Origin of the sequence: Hallella bergensis DSM 17361 (assembly GCF_000160535.1) — a bacterium.
Classification (GTDB): domain Bacteria; phylum Bacteroidota; class Bacteroidia; order Bacteroidales; family Bacteroidaceae; genus Prevotella; species Prevotella bergensis.
Window position 1 is genome coordinate 860,376 of the sequence record NZ_GG704781.1, and the last position, 19,909, is coordinate 880,284.

Consider the following 19,909-nt stretch of genomic DNA (forward strand, 5'->3'; position numbering starts at 1 on the left):
TAATCTACGAAAAAACAATACCTATGAAACTTTTACTATCAATTCTACAATGTCAATACAGTACCCTTGCCTTTTCTGGTCAGCTCCGAAGCAAACAGCAGCACCACAAAAAATCCAAGGAACGGAATGATGAATGGCATACTCATCATGTGGGTGGCATCAGCTATGAGCCCCATCAGCAGGAAGCCACACCCTCCGATAGGCGTCATCATCAGCAGCGAGGAAGCACTCTTGGTGAGGTTGCCCAGCCCATGAAGCGACAGCGAAAAAATCGTGGGAAACATGATCGCCTCGAAGGCGTAGTTGCAAATCAGGGCTATCATGGAGATAACACCGAAGTTGAGCATAACCAACCCAACACTCACAACGCTGCCAATGGCACAATAAAACAACATGCGCTCGGCCTTCACCCATCGCATGATCCAGCTGCCAACAAACCGACCCAGCATAAACAGCGCCAAGGCTACGGTCAGCACAATCGACGCCGTGTTGTCGCTCATCCAGCCCTTTCCCGTGACATAGTTGATGAAATAACTGTTGATGGAAATCTCCGCAACCTCATAGGCCAACAGCGCCAAAAGACCAAAGACAAACATGGGGTGATGGCGGAACAGTTTCATGATACGTGTGCCCTGACTGCGATCCTCCTCCGTTTCCCGATGTTGGATTTCAGGAAGATTCACACGGGAGAACACCACGGCAATGCCCAGCACCAACACACCCAGCACGGTATAGGGAATCACAACATTTCCTCCACTCTCCGTGCCATTGAACAGGAACTGTCCCACAATAAATGTGGCCGAGAGCGAGCCCAAACCGTTGAACGACTGCGAGAAGTTTAGACGGCTGGTGGAGCTCGACGGGTCGCCCAACTCCGTGACATAGGGATTGGCCGCCGTCTCCAGGAACACCAATCCGCAACCTATGATGAACAATGCACCGAGATAAGCATAGAACGTTCCGGCCTCGGCGCCAGGTATGAACAGCAACGCCCCAATGCCAAAGAGTGTCAGTCCGAACACCACGCCCATGCGATAGCCACGTCGGTTGATAAACCATCCGGCCGGAATGGCCATGATGAAATATCCCAAGTAAGTGGTTACCTGAATGAGCGATGACTGCGTGATCGTTATGTCGAGTGCATTTTGGAAATGCTTGTTCAGCACGTCGAGAATGGCGCGGGCAAAGCCCCAAAGGAAGAACAGCGATGTGACAAGAACGAACGGCAACAGATATTTCCTGTTGGTAAGAGGTGTGCGACTGGTTTTCATAAGATGTAATACACTTTCAGCAGATTGATGCAGGACACTTTCATTTCTTTGCCTTTTTCATCTTCTCCACATAGGCATCAATCACAGCCACAGCCGTTACATTGACCACACTACGCACGCTGGCTTCGAAATCCGTAAAGTGAATCGCCTTCTTCAGACCCATTTGGATGGGACCTATGATTTCCACGTCCGGATCGAGGCCTTGCAGCAACTTGTAACTGCCGTTGGCCGAACTCATATTTGGGAAGACCAAAGTATTGACGTTTTTGCCTTTCAGCCGCGTAAAGGGGAACTTGTCATCGCGCAACTCTCTGTCCAGCGCAAAGTTCACCTGCATTTCGCCGTCTATCGCCAGGTTGGGATATCTCTCCTGCATGCGCTCCACGGCATGGTGCACGGCCAGCGGGGAACCAGTGTTGTCGGTTCCAAAATTGGAATAGCTGATCATGGCAATGGTCGGTTCGGTGTTGAAGAACCTCACCGTGTGAGCCGACAGGCGGGCTATATCGAACAGCACATCCTGATCGGGATGACGATTGATCAACGTGTCGGCCAGGAAGAACACACCCTTCTTGGTATTCAGAATGTGCATGGTACCAAACGTGCCATATTCCGGGCGAACACCAATCACCTCCTTGGCCACCTTGATGGTGTTACTGTATTTGGTGTACAGTCCAGTGATAAAGGCGTCGGCATCATCGTGTTCCACCATCGACATACCGAAATAGTTGCGTTCATACATCTTGTCGTATGCTTCCTCGAAGGTATAGCCTTGCCGTGCCAGTTTTTCTGCCAGGTGCTTGGCATACGTAGCGCGACGACCCTGCTCCTTGTCGGCACGCATATCTATGATTTCAACACCCGTAAGATCCAACTTGAGTCGGGTGGCGATACGGTTCAGGCGGTCGGGGTTACCCAATAAGATGGGCTTGCAAAATCCCTCCTGACGGGCTTGGACGGCTGCCTTCATCATCGTGGGGTGACCACCCTCGGCAAACACCACGCGTTGGGGATGCATGGCCGCAGTGGCGTGGAGCGTCCGTGTCAGTTTGGTTTCCTGACCAAGCATCTGGCGCAAACGGTTCTTATAGGCCTCCCAGTCGCCAATGGGTGTGCGGGCCACCCCACTGTCCATCGCGGCCTTGGCCACAGCTGCCGACACCTCGGTGAGAAGGCGTGGGTCCACAGGTTTCGGGATAAAATAGTTGGGGCCAAACGTCAGGTCGTTCACATGATACACCTCGTTCACAATGTCAGGAATACGCTGCTTGGCCAATTCTGCAATGGCATGCACGGCAGCCATCTTCATCTCCTCATTGATGGCGCGGGCGTGAACGTCCAACGCTCCTCGGAAAATGAACGGAAAGCCTATCACATTGTTGATTTGGTTGGGATAGTCAGAGCGTCCCGTTGCCATCAGCACGTCGGGGCGGCTGGCCACCGCGTCCTCATAGCTTATCTCGGGAATGGGGTTGGCCAAGGCAAACACGATAGGGCTGTCGGCCATAGAGCGTATCATATCCTGCGTGAGGATATTGCCCTTGGAAAGTCCCACAAACACATCGGCGCCCCTGATGGCCTCCTCAAGCGTATGAACATCGCGGCGATCGGTGGCAAACAGTTTCTTCTGTTCCGTCAGGTTTGGTCGGTCGGTGGTGATCACGCCCTTGGAGTCGAGCATCACCACATTTTCCACCTTTACACCAAGCGCCACATACAACTTGGTACAGCTAATGGCAGCCGCACCGGCACCGTTGACCACAACCTTCACTTGGGTGATATCCTTACCGGCAACCTCAAGCGCATTCTTCAGGCCGGCTGCCGAAATGATGGCCGTGCCATGCTGGTCATCGTGCATCACGGGTATGTCGAGGCTCTTTTTCAGACGTTCCTCTATATAGAAGCATTCCGGGGCCTTGATGTCCTCAAGGTTGATACCGCCAAACGAGGGTGCAATGCGCTCCACGGTCTCGCAAAATTTCTCGGGATCGCTTTCGTCTATCTCGACGTCAAACACATCGATACCCCCATAGATCTTGAACAACAATCCCTTGCCCTCCATCACGGGTTTGCCACTCATAGCTCCAATGTTACCCAGACCGAGCACAGCTGTTCCATTGGAAATCACAGCCACCAGGTTACCCTTGTTGGTGTATCTATATACACTGTCCGGGTCTTGCTGAATCTCAAGACAGGGGTAAGCCACCCCCGGAGAATAGGCCAGGCTCAGGTCAGCTTGCGTTCTATAGGGTTTGGTTGGTTTTACTTCGATTTTACCGGGCCTGCCCTGCTCATGATATTCGAGGGCAGCTTCTTTTGTTATCTTCACCATTGTGTTATGCTTTATACTTTCTATACTGTGCTTGAGTCAATGTTACAGTTTCCCACCATAAACATATCAGCAAAGTTATAAATTTTATTTCTGAATTGAAAGCAATACTTCGAAAAAATACAACGAGTGTTTTACATTTCCATGTTTTTGCTTTCATCTTGGTCATTCTGCACCTGTCCCAAGATACATCTGCTACCCACCATGCCTTATTTTTCGAAATAACTTGACAAAAGCCTTCAAATGCTGCTCGTATTTGAAAAAAGAAAAGAGAAGTTTCGAAATAGGCAAAATTTCGGCGTTCTTCGTAATTTTCTGATTACCAGACATATACAACTAAACAAGACTACTGTGTCGTTCTTGCCCAGTCTGCAAGGTTGCGGTTACTATCTTTTGGCGTTGCGATTAAGCCCTGACCGCACTGCGCCAAACGTCTATCCGCAGTGCCGAAAAGGCTTATCGGCACCGTGACAAGGCAGTAATCGCAAAGCCGACACACTTTCCATGCATCGGATTTGAACAATTGTTTACAAAAAAGAAGATTTGATTTTCCAGAACACCAACTTTGCAAGGTCACTTTTTTGTGACCTTATCTTGACAGTCAGCGTCGGTCGACGCGTCATAATCAGAGAAACAGCATGCCCACCCGGAAGAATAAGGCCGACACCACCCAGGCCAAGATGGTGGTATATCCGGCTGCAAAGAGTGCCCATTTCCACGACCCGCTCTCCTCCTTGATGGCGGCAATGGTGGCCACACAAGGGAAATAGAGCAGTACGAAAAGCAGGAAACTATACGACGTGAGAACAGCTATGGGTTCGGCTTCGACAAAACTCACCCCGTGCAACTCGGCCACGTCGGCTGTGATCTGACTGCGCAACCTGTCGTATTTGCCATCGTTGGGATTCGCATCACCGTCAGCAAAGCTGTCGTCGTTGGAGTAGATGACGCCCAGTGTGGAGGCCACGACCTCCTTGGCGCCCACACCGGCCAAAAGCCCAACATCGAGTTTCCAGTTGAAACCCTGAGGTCTGAACACGGGTTCAACCGCCTTGCCAATGCGACCAATGAAACTCTGCTCCTGCTGTTCTTGTCGGGTCAGGGTGTCGTTGTGGGGAAAATAGCCCAGTGCCCAGATAATGATGCTGGCAATGAGGATAATGCCACCCATCTTCCTGAGATAGTGCTTGCCCTTGTCCCAGGTATGGCGGAACAACGCCTTAGCCGTGGGAAACCTATAGGGCGGCAACTCCATCACGAAAGGAGTGTCCTCACCCTTGATGACCACCGTGGTGAGCAACTTGCTCATCAGAACAGCCATCAGCATACCTATTATATATAGTGACATCATGACGAGCCACTGCATCTTCAGGGCAAAGAATGTCCCCACAATCATGATATAGATGGGGATGCGCGCCTCGCAACTCATCATTGGCAGAATGAGCATGGTGACCAAGCGCGACCGCCGGCTCTCGATGGTTCGCGTGGCCATGATGGCCGGAACGTTACAGCCAAATCCCATGATGAGCGGGATAAAAGACTTGCCATGCAAGCCCATCCGGTGCATCAGACGATCCATGATAAAGGCTGCCCGCGACATGTAGCCGGAGTCTTCCATGAACGAGATGAAGAAATAGAGAATAAGAATTTGTGGCAGGAAAACGATGACGGCACCCACGCCTCCAAGGATGCCATCGACAAGCATCGCCCGCAGCGGACTGGGGGGCAGATGTGTGGTCGCAACGTCGCCCAGCCATGCCACTCCCGCCTCGATCCACTCCATGGGATAGGCACCAAGCATGAAGGTGGAGAAAAACATGATGCACAGCACGAGAATGAAGATAGGATAGCCCACCACCTTGTGGGTCAACATGCGGTCGAGCAAGTGGGTGAGCCTATAGGTGTCTTCGTTTGTACCGGTATGGTAATTGGCTTCTTTGAGCGCGCCGTTGATGAATCCGTATTTGGAATCCATAATGAGCGTCTCGGTATCCATATTGGTTTCCTCCAGCACGCGTGACGCGGTTTTGTTGCGATGACGAAAAATCTTGTCAGCATCGGGCAGGGTACGTATATAGTCTTCCACCTCCTTGTCGTTTTCCAACAACTTGATGGCCAGATAGCGGGTGGAGAAACGTTCGCGCAGGTGTTCTTCCTGTTTCAGATGTTCCTGTATATAGGTAATGCCGTCTTCCAACTCGTGGCCGTAGTTGATGTGTATATGGCGGAAATGTGGCTCCCGGTCTTCAGTGTCTTCATAGATTCGGATCACCATGTCGAGCAAGGCCTTCACCCCCTCGCCCGATTTAAAAACCGTAGGCATCATGGGTACACCAAAGAGTTGGGAAAGTTTTTCGAAGTCTACATGGTCGCCCCGTCGGCGCGTCTCGTCGAACATATTGAGTGCCACAACCATGCGAACGTGCATATCGATGAGTTGTGTGGTGAGGTAGAGGCTGCGTTCAAGGTTAGACGAGTCGATGACGTTGATCACCACGTCGGGTGTCTGCTCCGTCAATTGTTTTCTCACATAGAGTTCCTCTGGGGAGTAGGCCGACAGCGAATAGGTGCCGGGGAGATCCACCAGATTGATGTGATAGCCTTTCCAAGAGATATGTCCTTCCTTGGCATCCACGGTCACACCCGAATAGTTGCCCACGCTTTCGTGGGCTCCCGACACGAAATTGAACAACGAAGTCTTGCCGCAATTGGGATTGCCCACCAAGGCCACGCTGATGCTACGGCGCTTGGCCAGCGCGGCACTTTTCACCTGAGCGTCGCTCAGTTCGGAGGCAGACTGCAATTCCAGCTCTGCCGCAGTTTCGCCGACCCGTGCGGAAGGGGCCTGTGTCTTGGTGTCGCCACCCGCGGATTGCTGCTCGGCAGCCTTCAGTTTCAGGGCTTCCTCCTTGGTCATCACTTCTATCAGTTCGGCCTCACTATGTCTCAGGCTGACCTCATAACCCATGATCTTGTATTTCACAGGGTCTTTCAGGGGTGCATTCAGCAATACCTCAACCTTCTTACCCTTGATGAATCCCATCTCGACAATACGTTTGCGAAAGCCACCATGCCCGTTCACCTTCACGATTATTCCACTTTCGCCTGTATGTAGTTCCGATAATTTCATGCCTTCATTCTTACTGAATGACAAAGATACAAAGAAATGCAAACAATAAGTATATATTTGCGGAGACACATCCAAAAAATACCTACTAATGGGGATGCGGGCGGAGTCGAAAAGGTGTAGGCGTGGAGAGCATGGAAAGCCGAATGTGCAGAAATCAACATGGACAACCGACAGGCGGCATGATGTCTGTTTCATAAAATATGTTTTGAATGGTTGCATTACGAGAGTTTTTATTACTTTTGCATAAAACGGATGTTATGATGAAGGAAATCAGTTGGGGGTTCATCGGTTGCGGGGAGGTCACGGAGAAAAAATCCGGGCCTGCATTCAACGAGGTTCCAGGGTCACACGTAGAAGCCGTGATGGCTCGGAACGAGGAGAAGACTCGCTCGTATGCCGAGCGGCACGGTATCCGCAAATGGTACACCGACCCACACAGGCTTATCAACGACCCCGCCGTGAATGCCATATACATTGCCACGCCACCGTCGAGCCATGCCACGTTTGCCATTATGTCGATGCGGGCAGGGAAGCCTTGCTATATCGAAAAACCGCTGGCGGCCAGTTATGAGGACTGCCTGCGCATCAACCGCATCAGCGAGGAGACCGGCGTACCCTGCTTCGTGGCCTACTATCGGAGGTATCTTCCCTACTTTCAAAAGGTCAAGGAGATTGTCAACGATGGGACTTTGGGTAAGATTCTCAACGTGCAGATACAATTCTCGGTGCCACCCCGCGACCTGGACTACAAGGCTGGAGTTAACCGTCCTTGGCGATTGCAACCTGACATTTCGGGTGGTGGCTATTTCTACGACCTGGCACCTCACCAGTTAGACCTGTTGCAGGACTTGTTTGGGGTTATCATACGCGCACATGGCTACTCCACCAACCGGGCACATTTGTACGAGGCTGAAGATACCATCAGCGCAGCATATATATTTGCGAACGGCATTCCGGGGAGTGCCTCGTGGTGCTTTGTCGGTCATGAAAGCGCCAAGGAAGACAGCATCACCGTCGTGGGCGACAGAGGTTCGGTGGTATTCTCGGTTTTCAACTACACCCCGATTCGCCTCATGACCGGCGAAGAGAACACCAATATCGAAGTGGCCAATCCGGCTTACGTCCAGCTGCCAATTATTGAATCGGTTATTCAGCATCTGCAAGGCATCGGCCATTGTGATTGCACAAGCGTGAGCGCCACGCCGGTGAACTGGGTGATGGACCGTATTCTGGGTAAATTCTAAATCAAGACAATGAAAAGACGGTGCTGGTTCTTGCTTCTTATGTTGTGGTGTGGATGCGCCTATGCCTCGGAGAACGACAGCGTGCCCCAAAAGACACCCTACACTTCCCACCATCAGTTGCGTACGCCCTTTCTGAATAAGATATATCAATTTGTGAAAGATTTTTCGCGCGTAGATACCAATTACATTGAACCACAACATTATAACTACGCCTTCATGCTACAAAACACGAATACATACGAGGTGTATCATATGAGCAATGAAAAGGGGCAGGAAGTGGTTTTTTCGCCCCGATCGGCTTATAGACTGGGACCCTATTTCGGTTGGAGATGGATTTTCCTGGGCTATACCGTGGACCTTACACATCTGAAAAACAGTGACAGGAGAGTGGATTTCAACGTGAGCTTGTACAGCAATCAGATTGGCCTGGACCTGTTTTACCGAAAGTCGGGAAACAGCTATCGCGTTAAAAGAGTATCTCTGGGGGACGGTTGCGACACCAGTCCCATGAAGAATGCCAACTTCGGTGGGTTCAACTCAAGTGTCAAGGGATTCAATATCTATTATATCTTCAACCACAAGAAGTTCTCATACCCCGCCGCTTACAGCCAAACAACGGTGCAACGACGTTCATGCGGGAGTGTGATCGCCGGGGTTGGCTATACCAAGCATAAGTTGGATGTGGATTGGAAGGCGTTCAACCAATTGTTGGTGGACCGTTTGCAACAATCCTATCCTACTCAGCTGATTGACTCAACGATGATGTCGAGCAATGTGAATTATAGTGATTACTCACTCTCCGGGGGCTATGCCTACAACTGGGTGTTTGCTTACAACTGGCTTTTCGACATATCCTTGCAAACCGGACTGAGCTACAAGCACACTACAAGCGACACGAACATATCGGCCAATAAGCTGCTGCGAAATTTTGACTTAAAGAACATTAATATAGATGGCATACTGAGATTGGGTGTGGTTTGGAACAACACTCGATGGTTTGCCGGTGCCAACACGATTCTACATGCCTACAACTATCACAGGAGCCAATTCTCGACAAACAACATTTTCGGGAATGTAAACTTCTATGTTGGCTTTAACTTCGGGAAAAGATAACACATGAAAAGATACAAATTATTGGCTTTGGGATTGGTCGCCCTCATGACTCCCCAGGTTGCCGGAGCAGCCAAGCCTGACTTTTGGCGCAGCGATTCGATCAAAGTAGTAAAGCTACTGAAACAGGCTGGACGTCTGAATAGTAGTGCCGAATATATGATTTACTTTGCCCGGCAGCTGTGCGGACTGCCCTATGTGGCTAAAACTTTGGAGAAAAACGATGAGGAAAGACTGGTTGTGAACCTTCGTCAACTGGATTGCACCACCTATGTTGAATCTGTATTGGCACTGACCATGAGTGCCAAGAAAGGTGAGACAAGTTTTGAAGACTTCTGTCAGAACTTACAGCAAGTGCGCTATAAAGACGGGGAGATTCATTATGTGAACCGCCTACACTACTTCACCTATTGGATGAACGAAAATGTTAAAAAAGGAATTGTGCGGCACGTCGAGGGTAATCAGAATCTCTTCTCGGCAACACAAACAGTAAGAGCTGATTATATAACAAAACATGTGAGCCGCTATCCCATGCTGATGAGACATAAAGAATGGATTCCGGGAATAAGGAAAATGGAAGATGCGATAACCGGAAGCAAGTATGCTTACATCCCCAAAAACAAATTGAAAGACAGCAAACTACTGCGCCAAACCGTTCAAGATGGCGACATCATTGCTATCCTGACTTCCCGGCATGGTCTTGACACCAGCCATATCGGTATCGCAATATGGCATGACGACGGACTGCACCTGCTCAATGCATCAAGCATCCACCGGAAAGTGGTGGAAGAACCCAAACTACTCGAGACCTATATGAGAGAGCATCGATCGCATACCGGCATCCGCTTGGTGCGTCCTTTGTAAGTGCACAAGGTGCCAGCCGAATAAACCGACGACCACCTTCCCACTCCATTGGTATGCTGTTGTTTCAATTGACAACTGTGCATCATTAGGCTCTCATCCTTCTTTGGCTCTGTCAGGATACTCGTGCGACGGACATCATAGACTTCAACGGAAAGCAAATCCCCTTGGAATGGGATTTCTCCACACTCCAAGGGGATTGACATGTAATTATATAAGTTCTTCTACTTATTTCTTATCCAAATCAGCCTTCAACTTGGCCAATACATCAAGGTCGCCCAGTGATGTGCCGGCAGCAACGTTGTTGATAACCGGAGTATCATTCTGCTTGCGGGCATTGTCGCTGTGATGACGTGGCTTGATATCGTCTTTGCCCTCCTCGAATGTACGAGAATGAGAAAGAATGATGCGGCGTGAGTCCTTGTTGAACTCGATTACCTTGAATGGCAACTCCTCGCCAAGCTTAGCCTGAGACTTGTCTTCTTTAGTGAGATGTCTGGGAGTGGCAAAGCCTTCACCACCTTCGTTCAAAGTAATGACTGCGCCTCTGTCCATCATCTCGGTAATCTTACCCTCGTGTACAGAACCTGGAACATAGATAGATTCGTATGTTTCCCAAGGATTCTCCTCCAATTGCTTGTGGCCAAGGCTCAAGCGACGGTTTTCCTTGTCTATCTCAAGAACCACCACATCGATGTCGGCACCTACTGTAGTGAAGTCAGAAGGATGCTTAACCTTCTTGGTCCATGACAAATCAGAAATATGAATCAAGCCATCAACACCCTCTTCAAGCTCAACGAAGATACCGAAGTTGGTGAAGTTGCGCACCTTAGCGGTATGCTTGCTATCAACAGGATATTTGGTCTCGATATTTTCCCATGGGTCGTCCTTGAGCTGCTTGATACCAAGAGAAATCTTGCGCTCCTGACGATCGAGGGTCAGAATCACGGCCTCCACTTCATCGCCTACATGCAGGAATTCCTGTGCAGAACGCAAGTGCTGGCTCCAAGACATCTCTGAAACATGGATCAAGCCCTCAACACCAGGCTGAATCTCTACAAAAGCACCATAGTCGGCAATAACAACTACCTTACCCTTGATATGGTCACCCACCTTGAGTTCTGTATCAAGAGAATCCCATGGGTGCGGCGTGAGCTGCTTCAAACCGAGTGCAATACGCTTTCTCTCCTCATCGAAGTCAAGAATTACAACCTTAATCTTCTGGTCAAGCTCCACAACCTCATGCGGATCGCTTACACGTCCCCAAGAAAGATCGGTGATATGTACCAGTCCGTCTACACCGCCAAGATCCACGAATACACCATATGAAGTGATGTTCTTGACTGTGCCTTCAAGTACCTGACCCTTTTCAAGGTGAGAGATGATTTCCCTCTTCTGGGCTTCCAACTCAGCCTCGATCAAAGCCTTATGAGATACAACCACATTGCGGAACTCCTGGTTAATCTTGACAACCTTGAATTCCATGGTCTTGCCTACGAACACATCGTAGTCACGGATAGGATGAACATCAATCTGGCTACCCGGGAGGAAAGCCTCAATGCCGAAGAGATCGACAATCATACCACCCTTGGTACGGCACTTGATGTAACCTTGTATAACCTCGTCTTTTTCCATTGCCTCGTTAATGAGGTTCCAACTCTTGGTCAGACGGGCCTTCTTGTGAGAAAGAACCAACTGTCCTTTCTTGTCTTCTTGGTCTTCTACATACACTTCAACCTTGTCGCCAACCTTCAATTCGGGGTTGTAGCGGAACTCGGATGCCGGGATAATACCATCGCTTTTGTAGCCGATGTTGACAACAACTTCTTTTTTGTCAACGGAAATTACGGTACCTTCGACAACCTCATGCTCCTGAATCTTATTCAGGGTTTCATCATAAGCATTCTCAAGCGCTTCTCTACTCGCTGACTGAGAAGTGCCATTTTCAAATTCATCCCAGTCAAAATCCTCTAAGGGTTGAATGTTTTTTAAATTAGACATAAATAATTAATTAATTTAACAAAGTTAGACTTTATACTCATGCGCATGGGCATGATTTACCCATGCTTGCAATCGGTGTGCAAAATTACATCTTTTTTCACAATTACTGAGCATATAACCTATTGATTAATATGCGATTTGTATTATTTAACATAATTAACGTTCTTCCTCACCTTAGTAAGGTATTTCTTCATTCCTTCCGCATCCTTATGGTCGATTATTTCGAGCAGATGCTTCAGTTCTACGCGAATCTGAGTCACCTGGTCGTGTGTATAGGGATTGAACAGCACCTCCTGCAACAGGTAATCATCTTCCGAAAGCACCCCTTTGGCTATATTCATGTGTCGTTTGAACGTTGTTCCAGGGGCATCTTGATGTTGCATCACAGCAGCAAACACAAAAGTAGAGACGAAAGGAATACTCAACGAATAGGCAACTGTCTTGTCATGTTCCTCAAATGTGTACTCATAGATGTTGAGTCCTAATTTCCGGTACAAATCCTTGAAAAAGATTCGCCCCATGTAATCGCCTTCGCTGATGATGATGGCATTCTCTTCTGTCAATTTGCTGAGGTTGGCAAATGTCGGCCCAAACATCGGGTGAGTAGACACGTATGGATGTCCGGACTGTTCATAAAACTCTTTCAGATTGGTCTTTACAGAGGCAATATCCGAAATAATGCAGTCCTTAGGAAGTATGGGCATGACTTCCTCAAAGGCCGAAATGGTGTACTTCACCGTCACAGCGTTGATGACCAATTGAGGTGCAAAGACCTTGATTTCGTCCAAAGAGGTGAAGCGTTCACAGTTGTACGTGAAGCGGAGTCGCCTGGCATCTTTCTCATATACAGCCACTTCATGCTCAAAACTCAACAAATCTATAAAAAATGAGCCCATTTTCCCGGCTCCCATCACAAGAATTTTCATTGTGTTCTTTTAGGAAAATCTGGGAGTAGACCTGTTATGTGATTCCATCAATCACTCGGTTCACACTCCCCAACTTGATTTATTGGTTAATGATTTCCAGCTGCTGCCTTACGCTCTCCTCATGGATAAGTTCGAAGATATGAGCTACATTCTCAGCACTTAAACCACAGAGGCTTGCCTGAGCACCTCGCTTTTCCAATATTTCGTTATAGCGACCTGCCTGGAAAACAGTCATATTGTGTTCTTTCTTATACTGTCCTATCTCACGACAAACACGCATACGCTTTGACAATAGCTCCAATAACTGATTATCAAATTCATCGATTTGCCTGCGAAGTTGCTGTATTCCCTCAGTGGTACAAGTCTCGTCGCGCACCACAAGCAAGCTCAACACATAGTCAAGCACATCAGGCGTGAGCTGTTGTCGGGCATCACTCCACGCACTATCTGGGTTGCAATGACTTTCTACAATAAGTCCGTCGAAACCCATGTCCATGGCTTGCTGGCAGAGCGGGGCTATCAGTTCACGGCACCCGCCAATATGACTGGGATCGCAGATAAGCGGCAGGTTGGGGAAACGACGGTGAAGTTCCATCGGAATCTGCCACATCGGGAGGTTACGATAGATTTTTCTGTCATAGCTCGAGAATCCGCGATGAATGGCTGCCATCCGCTTGATACCAGCTTGATTAATGCGTTCCATTGCGCCAATCCATAGCTCCAAGTCCGGATTAACAGGGTTTTTCACGAATACAGGGATGTCCGTCCCCTTCAGGCTGTCGGCCACATCCTGCATCGCAAATGGGTTGGCAGCCGTTCGTGCACCAATCCAAAGGATGTCGACACCGTATTTCAAACACAACTCCACATGTTGAGGCTTGGCAACTTCGGTAGAAACCAGCATACCGGTTTCCTCCTTAACTTGTTTCAACCAGGGCAAGGCCACCTCGCCAAGTCCCTCGAAACCTCCCGGTTTGGTGCGGGGTTTCCACACTCCCGCACGAAAGATATGACAGCCTTTGTCTTTCAGCTGGCGGGCTGTTGTCATCACTTGTTCCTCCGTTTCTGCGCTGCATGGGCCTGCTATGACAAAGGGGCGCTCATTGTCGCTGGGTAAATTCAACGGTTGCAAATCGAGTTCCATATTCTTATAATTATTTGTTTTGATGATCAGATTCTTTCCATTCTTTAATTCGTGCTAATGCCTCTTCTATTTTTTCATCCTTGGCACATAGGGAAATTCGAACATATCGTCTGCCGTTTTGTCCAAAGATAAATCCCGGAGTGATAAATACTCGCGCTTCGTGAAGCACCCGTTCGGTGAGTGCCTCGGCATCAGCATAGCCATCGGGTATCCGGCCCCATAGAAACATTCCCACCTGACGGGTATCGAATGTACAGCCAAGCTCCGTCATGATTTGCTCTGCCACGGCACGACGACGGCGATAAGTCTCCCTGTTGTTCGTGCGGTGCCAGTCTTCGGTGTTATTCACCAGTGCCTCAGCTGCTGCAAGTTGAATGCCTCTGAACGTTCCATTCTCAATATTACTCTGTATCCTAAACATCCATGATACGTACTCACGATTGCTGATGATCATCGCCACACGCCATCCGGGCATATTGTGACTCTTCGACATCGAATTGAGTTCTATGCAGCAATCCTTGGCTCCGGGCACTTGCATGATGCTAAGGGGATGCTCGTTCAGTATCAACGAATAGGGATTGTCGTTCACCACCACGATATCATGACGGCGGGCAAAGTCCACAAGCTTTTCGTAGGTCTCCATCATGGCATTCCCTCCTGTCGGCATATTGGGATAGTTTGTCCACATCACCTTCACCCGGGAGAGATCCATGCGCTCTAAGGATTCAAAATCGGGCTGCCAGCCCCTATCCTCACAGAGGTCGTAGTTCACAATCTTAGTGCCGAAAATACGGTTAACGGCCGTATAGGTCGGGTAACCGGGATCAGGAATGAGCACCTCGTCACCAGGATTGCAAAATGCCAGCGTCACATACATAATACCCTCCTTGGATCCAATAATGGGTCTGACTTCTGTTTCCCAATCCAGGTCTACATCGTAGACACGCTTGTAAAAGCCTGCCATGGCACGACGCAACTCCGGCAGACCGGCGGTGGGCTGATAGCCGTGAGCCGACGACATGCGCGTCACCTCACACAGTTTGTTGACAGCCTGTTCCGATGGCGGCATGTCGGGCGACCCGATTGCCAACGAAATAATGTCCTGCCCATTGGCATTAAGCCGAGCCACTTCCTTCAGCTTTCTGCTGAAATAATATTCCTGAATGGAGTTGATCCTCTCTGCTGGTTGTATCATCGTATTGTTATTTTTCAATCATCGTCATTTCCTGTGCCAGTCCGCCACACCTTGACTCTGGGTCTGTCGCAGGCGAATTGGGAGCCTCCCGATATTCTCCCAAGATTTTTATACCCTTGGTCAGGGGAGTAATCGCATCTATCGACTGCCTGTATCTCACTAAATCGTCGAACGTAACATCTACATAAAACAAATATTCCCACTCGTGCCCAACGACGGGCAGTGATTGTATCTTAGTCAGGTTGATGTCGTAGAAACTCAGAATGGTGAGCACTTTGGAAAGCGAGCCTTCAGCATGTGGCAGCGAAAACACAAGACTTGCCTTCTCCGATCTGTCTAACGATCTCAGGAAGTCAGCCTTGCGGGGATTGCTCACCACCAGAAACCTCGTGAAGTTATGCTTATTGTCCTCGATGTGGTTTTCCAAAACCTTCAGCCCGTAGAGCTTGGCCGCGTCGGCATGGCAGATGGCAGCCCACCCCCTGCAACCTTGCTTGGCTATATATTCCGCACTTCCAGCCGTATCCTCACTCTCCACGGCTTTCATGTCAGGGTGGTTGGCAAGAAAATCCCGACACTGCATCAGGGCCACCGGATGCGAGTGTATCTCGCGAATGGTTGCCCAATCATCCTCGGGCAAACAACAGATGCTGTGACAGATATGCAGTTTGTGTTCGCCAACAATGGTCGTATCGCTCGCCCTCAGCAGGTCGTAGTTATGAAGCAACGAGCCCGCAATGGTATTCTCGATGGCCAGCACGCCTATCATTGTGGGGTCGCGCTTGATGTTTTCGAACACCTGTTCGAACGTGGAGCAGCAGACCAACTGCACCTGCTCGCCGTGAAAATACTGACGAGCCGCTATGTCGTGAAACGAGCCTGGTATGCCTTGTATCGCAATTCTCTTCATCTCCTGATCCTTTTCCCGGGAGGAACAAATAAAATCCCGCCTCATTTTCATGAAGCGGGACCTTTTCGTATACCTCCTAATTGTATATCATAGTCTTAAGTTGAAATCTATACGCAACTTCCCGCTTCACAATTTCTTGCAAAGTAAAAATAAAAATATCGGTAAGATGCGTATAACTTCATTTTCTCAAGCTATTTACTTGTTTGCTTGCAAAAGTAAGATAAAATTCCGAAACTCACAAACATTTTGGGAGAAAAAAGCGAATTTTTCTTTCGTATGGATATTCCTACAAGTTTTTTCAGCCAAAAGGATTCACATCCTTGTAGGCCTGTTCCGTTTTCTGCTGTATGTTTTGCTCGGCCTCTGTCGTTTTGCTGACCTGTGGCCCGCGGCTCTCCAGTTCCACCAGCATGGCCTCATCCTCCTGCGCTCCCTGCGTGTCGCTCATCGCCCTGCGGATCTCCGCCCTTTCCCTGAAGGCATCTGTACAGAACGGATTCACCTCTATTACTTTTCCATAATACGCCAGTGCATTCTCATTATCGCCCTGCGCCTTACGGCATCGTGCCTTAAGCAGCAATGCATCCTCGTTGTCGCCAATATGTTCCAGCATATAGTCCGCATCGGCTTCAGCCTGTTCCATGTCGCCCATCTTCAGCAGAGTCTGACCGCGCAGCAGGCGAGCTTCCCAGAGCGGATTATCGGCCGAAAGGTTGACGGCCTTGGTAAGCAAGGCTATGCCGTTGCCGAAATCGCCTCTCCCGATACATGCCCTGGCGTATGTATAATTCACATATACATCCTCACTGTCAAGGCCATTGGCCTTCTCGCACGCATCAGCCATGGCATCATAGTCTGCCATCATATAGGCCACTTCGGCCATGCGCAGCCACACGCGCTTGTTGTCAGGCTCAAGGTGTGACAAATGCTTCAACTGCGCGTAGGCGGCGGGCAGATCGTTGGTATAGATCAACGCCTGAGCCAAGTAGTCGCGGGTCTCCCCGTCGTCCTTCAGCTCAAGTGCATGTGTAAAACACTTGACCGCATAGTCAAACAAATGCTGCTTCAGTGCCGTTACGCCATCATATTTCAAGATGTCGAAATCCTTGGCCTGCTGCTCTTGTTTTACTTCTTCAGGACTTGTCTCCTCACTGCCAAACAGTTTTTTCAGAAAATTCATCATGGTTATTTTTTCTTCAGACGTTTATAGTGCATGATCGGAATGGCGTCAGCGCGCTCAAACTTAGGCCAATATCCTGCAGCAGACAACCATCTCTTGCCGGGCTTGCGAGATTGCATAAAAGCGTAGCGGGCATTGATATAGCCGTCCTTGCCGTCCTTGCCCAGCACATAGCAATAGGCTTTGCGCTTGTACATAGCCACCTTTTTGTTCTCCATGACCACGGTCTCCAACCAGTTTTCCTGCGGAATGGCCACTGATACGATGGTGGCAGCATTGTAGCGCTTGGCAAAATCCTTACGGCATGCCTCGTACATCGACAATGAGTCGGCCGTGAAACGGTCGACAGTATAGACCGGCATGTATTTCACACCGTCAATCTCTATCAAGGTCGAATCGGTTTTTCCCTCTAACCCCAACAGGCCTGAGAGACTTTCACCCGTTTTCTTCATCCCTTTTTCGAAGTCTTTCAGCAGAGTGCCCAGACGTTCGCCCGGGGTCTTGTCCACTTCCTTATAAACCTGTGCATGCATCGAAAGCGCCATTAGAAGCAGCGCGCATGCCGTTGTTATTTTCCTTTTCATCAGTTCTTCTCCTCTATGAACAGGCTCATTGGCGAGCCAGTATGTTTGACAGCAAAGTTAGTGAATGCGGGACAATTAGGGTCCTAAGTTAGCTTTTTTTATGAAAAAGTATAATAAAAATGTATAAACACGGCATGCCCACCAACTTCATTCTGTATATTTGCAGAGTTGGAACTGCACTATTCGCGTGCAATGAACGGAAACACAATGAGAAGTTACAGCTATTTATTCGCAGCCCTATCGCTTGGCATCACCATTTCTGCCCAAGCACAGGCCGACAAGACCCGTGGCTACGGAGCATCGGGCTTCGTTATTCCCGGCTCTTCAGCCGTTACATTTGCCACACCCAAAACCATGCAGACGCAGCCCCTTGCACAGGGTAGTCTCTCTGCTTTCAAGGCTCACCCCTCCTCTCATGCTTCCACAAATAAGGCCGCAGCACAATCCCAGACCACCCAACCAACCGACACCACACGTCTCGACGCCCCAGGCCACTTGGCGCAAACCGGCGCAACGCGAACCTATCCCACCCCGCTCTGGCCATACAACACCTACAGCGGCCTGCACCAAGGGCTAAACGTCAATATCGGATTGGGAGTATTTGCCATGTTTGGCAAACATGCCCCACGCGGTGCCGGATTCACCCAAAACCTTTCCGCCACATGGCTCCAACCCGTTGGCAAACAAGCATGGGTAGCCATGGGGGGATATCTGAACAACATCAACTGGAGTGGGAAAAACTACACTTCGGGTGGCATATACGGAGAATTGGGCTATCAGTTCAATGAATATTGGGCAGGATATATATACGGTCAGAAGTCGGTGACGAATCATGGGATTTATCCCTACGGCTACCCGTACGGGGCAGGATTGCGAAACTTTTCGCCCATGATGTACAATGATTTTGGCGACAAGCTCGGCGCGGCCATCCGTTGGACGCCCAATCCCACGATGTCGATAGAGTTGTCGGTGGAGAAAAACTGGTACCCCACCCCGGAACTCGGCTATGCCAACCGCTATAAATACAACTATCCGATACCGGACAACCAATGACAGCCTGACCCCATGCCGAATTGCTTCCCTACCTGACGGACTGAGACACTATCGGGTCTGTTCCCTGTACTGGCTGGGCTTCATTCCCGTCTTGGCTCTAAACTTGGAAGAGAAGTAGTCAGGAGATTCAAATCGAAGCTGATAGGCAATTTGCTTGATGCTCAAATCGGTTGTTGTCAGCAGTTCCTTGGCTCTCTGCAAGCGTAGCTCTTGCTGATAAAGCGAAGGAGACACCCCCGCAAACTCCTTGAACAGTTTGCGGAAATTACTGTAGCTCACGCTCATTTCCTCGGCAATCTGCTGAATGGTGAGATCGGCCTCGAGCGACTCTCGGATGCGATGACGGCCGTGATTCACCATGTCCACATGGTCGTGATTGGATCTCAACTGTAGGTTTCGCTCAAGCGAATACATCAGCCCGACCAGCAAGTTCACCGCTCCGGCAAGTGTTTGCTGCACGTATGCCCCCTCCTCTTGCGCGGTTTCGAAAGCAAAACGGTACGTATCATCCACGCGTGCTGAGAACCCAACATGGTATATTGGTTTCCGGGGAGACAGAAAACCCGCATTCACCCTGTCGTCCACATTCTTGCCCCTGAACCCGATCCAATGGCTCTTCCAGCCCACATCGGGTGTTGGGTGGTAACTATGCCATTCCCCCGGAAACAACATGAAAAGATCGCCAGCCCTGAGCTTGGCCTTTTTCACCGATGACGAACTGAAAACGCCCTCGCCTTCTGTGATATACAACAATTGGTACTCATTGAGTATACGTCCCTTTTCCGGCCTAAAATAATATCCGTCCGCATGACCGTGGGTGGGATATTCTTCCCCCGGAGCTATCTCCTCATACCCCACTGTCGACACGGTCAGTCCCCATAAGCTGTCGTGCGAGTTGGCAACCATGTATTTGCTTTTTTGCATAGGAGTCGGGGTTTAAAGTTATTCATTAGCAGGCAAATATAGACAAA

General features: G+C 49.4%; 15 protein-coding genes. 4 read left to right on the forward strand and 11 right to left on the reverse strand.

Annotated elements, in window-relative coordinates; all coding sequences use genetic code 11:
- Positions 1-44 precede the first annotated feature (44 nt).
- The 3 genes from HMPREF0645_RS07460 to feoB all read right to left on the reverse strand — a co-directional run bounded on the left by HMPREF0645_RS07460 (position 45) and on the right by feoB (position 6,730).
- Entirely contained in the window at positions 45-1,271 is a 1,227-nt protein-coding gene (locus HMPREF0645_RS07460) for a sugar MFS transporter (RefSeq protein WP_007174332.1), read from the reverse strand.
- A 40-nt stretch (positions 1,272-1,311) separates the two neighbouring features.
- Complete coding sequence (locus HMPREF0645_RS07465) at positions 1,312-3,603, reverse strand: NADP-dependent malic enzyme (RefSeq protein WP_007174333.1); 2,292 nt, start codon at positions 3,601-3,603, stop codon at positions 1,312-1,314.
- 622 nt (positions 3,604-4,225) lie between these two features.
- Positions 4,226-6,730, reverse strand: coding sequence for a ferrous iron transport protein B (feoB, locus tag HMPREF0645_RS07470; RefSeq protein WP_007174336.1), 2,505 nt, complete (start codon positions 6,728-6,730; stop codon positions 4,226-4,228).
- A 260-nt stretch (positions 6,731-6,990) separates the two neighbouring features.
- Between feoB and HMPREF0645_RS07475 the strand changes: the two genes are divergently transcribed.
- The 3 genes from HMPREF0645_RS07475 to HMPREF0645_RS07485 are packed head-to-tail and all read left to right on the forward strand — an operon-like array spanning position 6,991 to position 9,948.
- A complete protein-coding gene (locus HMPREF0645_RS07475; protein ID WP_044123459.1) occupies positions 6,991-7,974 on the forward strand; it encodes a Gfo/Idh/MocA family protein in 984 nt (327 codons plus the stop codon).
- Positions 7,975-7,983: 9 nt separating this feature from the next.
- Positions 7,984-9,087 carry a DUF4421 domain-containing protein gene (locus HMPREF0645_RS07480; protein WP_156777864.1) on the forward strand — a complete coding sequence of 368 codons (1,104 nt, stop codon included), beginning with the start codon at positions 7,984-7,986 and terminating at the stop codon, positions 9,085-9,087.
- A 3-nt stretch (positions 9,088-9,090) separates the two neighbouring features.
- A complete protein-coding gene (locus HMPREF0645_RS07485) occupies positions 9,091-9,948 on the forward strand; it encodes an N-acetylmuramoyl-L-alanine amidase-like domain-containing protein (RefSeq protein WP_007174339.1) in 858 nt (285 codons plus the stop codon).
- Between the two features lie 225 nt (positions 9,949-10,173).
- Here HMPREF0645_RS07485 and rpsA read toward each other — a convergent pair whose 3' ends face one another.
- The 7 genes from rpsA to HMPREF0645_RS07520 all read right to left on the reverse strand — a co-directional run bounded on the left by rpsA (position 10,174) and on the right by HMPREF0645_RS07520 (position 17,885).
- Positions 10,174-11,946: a 30S ribosomal protein S1 gene (rpsA, locus tag HMPREF0645_RS07490; protein ID WP_007174340.1), complete on the reverse strand. Its 1,773-nt coding sequence runs from the start codon at positions 11,944-11,946 to the stop codon at positions 10,174-10,176.
- Between the two features lie 143 nt (positions 11,947-12,089).
- Positions 12,090-12,872: a prephenate dehydrogenase/arogenate dehydrogenase family protein gene (locus HMPREF0645_RS07495; RefSeq protein WP_007174341.1), complete on the reverse strand. Its 783-nt coding sequence runs from the start codon at positions 12,870-12,872 to the stop codon at positions 12,090-12,092.
- Positions 12,873-12,951: 79 nt separating this feature from the next.
- Positions 12,952-14,016: a bifunctional 3-deoxy-7-phosphoheptulonate synthase/chorismate mutase type II gene (locus HMPREF0645_RS07500; protein ID WP_007174342.1), complete on the reverse strand. Its 1,065-nt coding sequence runs from the start codon at positions 14,014-14,016 to the stop codon at positions 12,952-12,954.
- A 10-nt stretch (positions 14,017-14,026) separates the two neighbouring features.
- Positions 14,027-15,211 (reverse strand): pyridoxal phosphate-dependent aminotransferase, encoded by a 1,185-nt coding sequence (locus tag HMPREF0645_RS07505; protein ID WP_007174343.1) that lies wholly within the window; start codon positions 15,209-15,211, stop codon positions 14,027-14,029.
- 7 nt (positions 15,212-15,218) lie between these two features.
- The gene (locus HMPREF0645_RS07510) at positions 15,219-16,121 is read right to left on the reverse strand and encodes a prephenate dehydratase (RefSeq protein ID WP_083793814.1); all 903 of its coding nucleotides are present in this window, start codon (positions 16,119-16,121) and stop codon (positions 15,219-15,221) included.
- A 298-nt stretch (positions 16,122-16,419) separates the two neighbouring features.
- On the reverse strand, positions 16,420-17,304 hold the full coding sequence (locus HMPREF0645_RS07515) for a tetratricopeptide repeat protein (RefSeq protein ID WP_007174345.1): 885 nt from the start codon (positions 17,302-17,304) through the stop codon (positions 16,420-16,422).
- A gap of 2 nt (positions 17,305-17,306) precedes the next feature.
- Positions 17,307-17,885, reverse strand: coding sequence for a hypothetical protein (locus HMPREF0645_RS07520; protein WP_007174346.1), 579 nt, complete (start codon positions 17,883-17,885; stop codon positions 17,307-17,309).
- 207 nt (positions 17,886-18,092) lie between these two features.
- On the opposite strand from HMPREF0645_RS07520, the gene HMPREF0645_RS12980 reads away from it, so the two are divergent.
- Positions 18,093-18,938: a hypothetical protein gene (locus HMPREF0645_RS12980; protein ID WP_156777865.1), complete on the forward strand. Its 846-nt coding sequence runs from the start codon at positions 18,093-18,095 to the stop codon at positions 18,936-18,938.
- 48 nt (positions 18,939-18,986) lie between these two features.
- Here the strand turns inward: HMPREF0645_RS12980 and HMPREF0645_RS07530 are convergent, their stop codons facing one another.
- A complete protein-coding gene (locus HMPREF0645_RS07530; protein ID WP_007174348.1) occupies positions 18,987-19,862 on the reverse strand; it encodes an AraC family transcriptional regulator in 876 nt (291 codons plus the stop codon).
- Positions 19,863-19,909: the final 47 nt, after the last annotated feature.

Excerpts from the sequence above, each read along its gene's own strand:
- HMPREF0645_RS07460 (WP_007174332.1), bottom strand. The coding sequence starts at position 1,271 with ATGAAAACCAGTCGCACACCTCTTACCAACAGGAAATATCTGTTGCCG.
- HMPREF0645_RS07465 (WP_007174333.1), bottom strand. The coding sequence starts at position 3,603 with ATGGTGAAGATAACAAAAGAAGCTGCCCTCGAATATCATGAGCAGGGC.
- feoB (WP_007174336.1), bottom strand. The coding sequence starts at position 6,730 with ATGAAATTATCGGAACTACATACAGGCGAAAGTGGAATAATCGTGAAG.
- HMPREF0645_RS07475 (WP_044123459.1), top strand. The coding sequence starts at position 6,991 with ATGAAGGAAATCAGTTGGGGGTTCATCGGTTGCGGGGAGGTCACGGAG.
- HMPREF0645_RS07480 (WP_156777864.1), top strand. The coding sequence starts at position 7,984 with ATGAAAAGACGGTGCTGGTTCTTGCTTCTTATGTTGTGGTGTGGATGC.
- HMPREF0645_RS07485 (WP_007174339.1), top strand. The coding sequence starts at position 9,091 with ATGAAAAGATACAAATTATTGGCTTTGGGATTGGTCGCCCTCATGACT.
- rpsA (WP_007174340.1), bottom strand. The coding sequence starts at position 11,946 with ATGTCTAATTTAAAAAACATTCAACCCTTAGAGGATTTTGACTGGGAT.
- HMPREF0645_RS07495 (WP_007174341.1), bottom strand. The coding sequence starts at position 12,872 with ATGAAAATTCTTGTGATGGGAGCCGGGAAAATGGGCTCATTTTTTATA.
- HMPREF0645_RS07500 (WP_007174342.1), bottom strand. The coding sequence starts at position 14,016 with ATGGAACTCGATTTGCAACCGTTGAATTTACCCAGCGACAATGAGCGC.
- HMPREF0645_RS07505 (WP_007174343.1), bottom strand. The coding sequence starts at position 15,211 with ATGATACAACCAGCAGAGAGGATCAACTCCATTCAGGAATATTATTTC.
- HMPREF0645_RS07510 (WP_083793814.1), bottom strand. The coding sequence starts at position 16,121 with ATGAAGAGAATTGCGATACAAGGCATACCAGGCTCGTTTCACGACATA.
- HMPREF0645_RS07515 (WP_007174345.1), bottom strand. The coding sequence starts at position 17,304 with ATGATGAATTTTCTGAAAAAACTGTTTGGCAGTGAGGAGACAAGTCCT.
- HMPREF0645_RS07520 (WP_007174346.1), bottom strand. The coding sequence starts at position 17,885 with ATGAAAAGGAAAATAACAACGGCATGCGCGCTGCTTCTAATGGCGCTT.
- HMPREF0645_RS12980 (WP_156777865.1), top strand. The coding sequence starts at position 18,093 with ATGAGAAGTTACAGCTATTTATTCGCAGCCCTATCGCTTGGCATCACC.
- HMPREF0645_RS07530 (WP_007174348.1), bottom strand. The coding sequence starts at position 19,862 with ATGCAAAAAAGCAAATACATGGTTGCCAACTCGCACGACAGCTTATGG.